Annotated in this window: 2 tRNA genes and 2 rRNA genes; all 4 read right to left on the reverse strand. The window is 51.4% G+C overall.

Features of this window, described 5'->3' with window-relative positions:
• Positions 1–145: 145 nt before the first annotated feature.
• Positions 146–3,037: ribosomal RNA gene (locus tag M5B43_RS27075) — 23S ribosomal RNA — on the reverse strand.
• 246 nt (positions 3,038–3,283) lie between these two features.
• Positions 3,284–3,359, reverse strand: a tRNA-Ala gene (locus M5B43_RS27080).
• Between the two features lie 30 nt (positions 3,360–3,389).
• Positions 3,390–3,466: transfer RNA gene (locus tag M5B43_RS27085), tRNA-Ile, on the reverse strand.
• Between the two features lie 83 nt (positions 3,467–3,549).
• A 16S ribosomal RNA gene (locus tag M5B43_RS27090) occupies positions 3,550–5,086 on the reverse strand.
• Together the 16S and 23S rRNA genes with 2 tRNA genes alongside form the textbook arrangement of a ribosomal RNA operon.
• Between the last annotated feature and the right edge of the window lie 75 nt (positions 5,087–5,161).

The following is a 5,161-nucleotide window of genomic DNA, read 5'->3' on the forward strand; positions in this document are numbered from 1 at the left end:
GGGTACTGAGTCGCGGCCAGCTGGCCTCGCTTCAGCAAATTGGGTATGTGATAGCTGTCGGTGTTTTGTGAACGTCGAACTTTCGGTTCATTTCGTCTTCACACACCGCAATCTGGCCTTTCGACTCAAATTGCTTGGGTGTTATATGGTCAAGCCTCACGGGCAATTAGTATTGGTTAGCTCAACGCCTCACAGCGCTTACACACCCAACCTATCAACGTCGTAGTCTTCGACGGCCCTTCAGGGAACTCAAGGTTCCAGTGAGATCTCATCTTGAGGCTAGTTTCCCGCTTAGATGCTTTCAGCGGTTATCTATTCCGAACATAGCTACCCGGCAATGCCACTGGCGTGACAACCGGAACACCAGAGGTTCGTCCACTCCGGTCCTCTCGTACTAGGAGCAGCCCCTCTCAAATCTCAAACGTCCACGGCAGATAGGGACCGAACTGTCTCACGACGTTCTAAACCCAGCTCGCGTACCACTTTAAATGGCGAACAGCCATACCCTTGGGACCGGCTTCAGCCCCAGGATGTGATGAGCCGACATCGAGGTGCCAAACACCGCCGTCGATATGAACTCTTGGGCGGTATCAGCCTGTTATCCCCGGAGTACCTTTTATCCGTTGAGCGATGGCCCTTCCATACAGAACCACCGGATCACTAAGACCTACTTTCGTACCTGCTCGACGTGTCTGTCTCGCAGTCAAGCGCGCTTTTGCCTTTATACTCTACGACCGATTTCCGACCGGTCTGAGCGCACCTTCGTACTCCTCCGTTACTCTTTAGGAGGAGACCGCCCCAGTCAAACTACCCACCATACACTGTCCTCGATCCGGATAACGGACCTGAGTTAGAACCTCAAAGTTGCCAGGGTGGTATTTCAAGGATGGCTCCACGCGAACTGGCGTCCACGCTTCAAAGCCTCCCACCTATCCTACACAAGCAAATTCAAAGTCCAGTGCAAAGCTATAGTAAAGGTTCACGGGGTCTTTCCGTCTAGCCGCGGATACACTGCATCTTCACAGCGATTTCAATTTCACTGAGTCTCGGGTGGAGACAGCGCCGCCATCGTTACGCCATTCGTGCAGGTCGGAACTTACCCGACAAGGAATTTCGCTACCTTAGGACCGTTATAGTTACGGCCGCCGTTTACCGGGGCTTCGATCAAGAGCTTCGCGTTAGCTAACCCCATCAATTAACCTTCCGGCACCGGGCAGGCGTCACACCCTATACGTCCACTTTCGTGTTTGCAGAGTGCTGTGTTTTTAATAAACAGTCGCAGCGGCCTGGTATCTTCGACCGGCATGAGCTTACGGAGCAAGTCCTTCACCCTCACCGGCGCACCTTCTCCCGAAGTTACGGTGCCATTTTGCCTAGTTCCTTCACCCGAGTTCTCTCAAGCGCCTTGGTATTCTCTACCCAACCACCTGTGTCGGTTTGGGGTACGGTTCCTGGTTACCTGAAGCTTAGAAGCTTTTCTTGGAAGCATGGCATCAACCACTTCGTTAACTAAAAGTTAACTCGTCATCAGCTCTCGGCCTTAGAATCCCGGATTTACCTAAGATTCCAGCCTACCACCTTAAACTTGGACAACCAACGCCAAGCTGGCCTAGCCTTCTCCGTCCCTCCATCGCAATAACCAGAAGTACAGGAATATTAACCTGTTTTCCATCGACTACGCTTTTCAGCCTCGCCTTAGGGACCGACTAACCCTGCGTCGATTAACGTTGCGCAGGAAACCTTGGTCTTTCGGCGTGGGTGTTTTTCACACCCATTGTCGTTACTCATGTCAGCATTCGCACTTCTGATACCTCCAGCAAGCTTCTCAACTCACCTTCACAGGCTTACAGAACGCTCCTCTACCGCATCACTTACGTGATACCCGTAGCTTCGGTGTATGGTTTGAGCCCCGTTACATCTTCCGCGCAGGCCGACTCGACTAGTGAGCTATTACGCTTTCTTTAAAGGGTGGCTGCTTCTAAGCCAACCTCCTAGCTGTCTAAGCCTTCCCACATCGTTTCCCACTTAACCATAACTTTGGGACCTTAGCTGACGGTCTGGGTTGTTTCCCTTTTCACGACGGACGTTAGCACCCGCCGTGTGTCTCCCATGCTCGGCACTTGTAGGTATTCGGAGTTTGCATCGGTTTGGTAAGTCGGGATGACCCCCTAGCCGAAACAGTGCTCTACCCCCTACAGTGATACATGAGGCGCTACCTAAATAGCTTTCGAGGAGAACCAGCTATCTCCGAGCTTGATTAGCCTTTCACTCCGATCCACAGGTCATCCGCTAACTTTTCAACGGTAGTCGGTTCGGTCCTCCAGTTAGTGTTACCCAACCTTCAACCTGCCCATGGATAGATCGCCCGGTTTCGGGTCTATTCCCAGCGACTAGACGCCCTATTAAGACTCGCTTTCGCTACGCCTCCCCTATTCGGTTAAGCTCGCCACTGAAAATAAGTCGCTGACCCATTATACAAAAGGTACGCAGTCACCCAACAAAGTGGGCTCCCACTGCTTGTACGCATACGGTTTCAGGATCTATTTCACTCCCCTCTCCGGGGTTCTTTTCGCCTTTCCCTCACGGTACTAGTTCACTATCGGTCAGTCAGTAGTATTTAGCCTTGGAGGATGGTCCCCCCATATTCAGACAAAGTTTCTCGTGCTCCGTCCTACTCGATTTCATGACTAAGAGATTTTCGCGTACAGGGCTATCACCCACTATGGCCGCACTTTCCAGAGCGTTCCGCTAATCTCAAAGCCACTTAAGGGCTAGTCCCCGTTCGCTCGCCACTACTAAGGGAATCTCGGTTGATTTCTTTTCCTCAGGGTACTTAGATGTTTCAGTTCCCCTGGTTCGCCTCTTGCACCTATGTATTCAGTACAAGATAACCATCTTATGATGGCTGGGTTCCCCCATTCAGACATCTCCGGATCAAAGTCTGTTTGCCGACTCCCCGAAGCTTTTCGCAGGCTACCACGTCTTTCATCGCCTCTGACTGCCAAGGCATCCACCGTATGCGCTTCTTCACTTGACCATATAACCCCAAGCAATCTGGTTATACTGTGAAGACGACATTCGCCGAAAATTCGAATTTCTCAATTAAGAGAACTCACAAATTTTACCTTAGCCTGATCCGTTACCAGTGAAAGTAACGTTCAGTCTATCTTTCTATCACATACCCAAATTTTTAAAGAACGATCTAATCAAAGACTAGAAATCAACATTCACCATCACAATGATGGAATGCTCATTTCTAAGCTTTCAAGACAGAAGCAGTTAGTGGTGGAGCCAAACGGGATCGAACCGTTGACCTCCTGCGTGCAAGGCAGGCGCTCTCCCAGCTGAGCTATGGCCCCGTATTTCTACAGGCGTTTCCCACACAAAATTGGTGGGTCTGGGCAGATTCGAACTGCCGACCTCACCCTTATCAGGGGTGCGCTCTAACCAACTGAGCTACAGACCCAATTTCGGGCTGCTTCTTTATCGTCTTCTTCAATGAATCAAGCAATTCGTGTGGGAACTTATGGAGCAGCTGATGTCGTCGATTAAGGAGGTGATCCAGCCGCAGGTTCCCCTACGGCTACCTTGTTACGACTTCACCCCAGTCATGAATCACACCGTGGTAACCGTCCTCCCGAAGGTTAGACTAGCTACTTCTGGTGCAACCCACTCCCATGGTGTGACGGGCGGTGTGTACAAGGCCCGGGAACGTATTCACCGCGACATTCTGATTCGCGATTACTAGCGATTCCGACTTCACGCAGTCGAGTTGCAGACTGCGATCCGGACTACGATCGGTTTTATGGGATTAGCTCCACCTCGCGGCTTGGCAACCCTCTGTACCGACCATTGTAGCACGTGTGTAGCCCAGGCCGTAAGGGCCATGATGACTTGACGTCATCCCCACCTTCCTCCGGTTTGTCACCGGCAGTCTCCTTAGAGTGCCCACCATAACGTGCTGGTAACTAAGGACAAGGGTTGCGCTCGTTACGGGACTTAACCCAACATCTCACGACACGAGCTGACGACAGCCATGCAGCACCTGTCTCAATGTTCCCGAAGGCACCAATCTATCTCTAGAAAGTTCATTGGATGTCAAGGCCTGGTAAGGTTCTTCGCGTTGCTTCGAATTAAACCACATGCTCCACCGCTTGTGCGGGCCCCCGTCAATTCATTTGAGTTTTAACCTTGCGGCCGTACTCCCCAGGCGGTCAACTTAATGCGTTAGCTGCGCCACTAAGAGCTCAAGGCTCCCAACGGCTAGTTGACATCGTTTACGGCGTGGACTACCAGGGTATCTAATCCTGTTTGCTCCCCACGCTTTCGCACCTCAGTGTCAGTATCAGTCCAGGTGGTCGCCTTCGCCACTGGTGTTCCTTCCTATATCTACGCATTTCACCGCTACACAGGAAATTCCACCACCCTCTACCATACTCTAGTCAGTCAGTTTTGAATGCAGTTCCCAGGTTGAGCCCGGGGATTTCACATCCAACTTAACAAACCACCTACGCGCGCTTTACGCCCAGTAATTCCGATTAACGCTTGCACCCTCTGTATTACCGCGGCTGCTGGCACAGAGTTAGCCGGTGCTTATTCTGTCGGTAACGTCAAAATTGCAGAGTATTAATCTACAACCCTTCCTCCCAACTTAAAGTGCTTTACAATCCGAAGACCTTCTTCACACACGCGGCATGGCTGGATCAGGCTTTCGCCCATTGTCCAATATTCCCCACTGCTGCCTCCCGTAGGAGTCTGGACCGTGTCTCAGTTCCAGTGTGACTGATCATCCTCTCAGACCAGTTACGGATCGTCGCCTTGGTGAGCCATTACCTCACCAACTAGCTAATCCGACCTAGGCTCATCTGATAGCGCAAGGCCCGAAGGTCCCCTGCTTTCTCCCGTAGGACGTATGCGGTATTAGCGTCCGTTTCCGAACGTTATCCCCCACTACCAGGCAGATTCCTAGGCATTACTCACCCGTCCGCCGCTCTCAAGAGAAGCAAGCTTCTCTCTACCGCTCGACTTGCATGTGTTAGGCCTGCCGCCAGCGTTCAATCTGAGCCATGATCAAACTCTTCAGTTCAAACATCTTTGGGTTTTTAAGAAACCCTAAACTTGGCTCAGCAATCGTTGGTTACATCTTTGATTTCTCGCGGAG

This window comes from Pseudomonas sp. MWU15-20650 (assembly GCF_023242475.1).
GTDB lineage: Bacteria > Pseudomonadota > Gammaproteobacteria > Pseudomonadales > Pseudomonadaceae > Aquipseudomonas.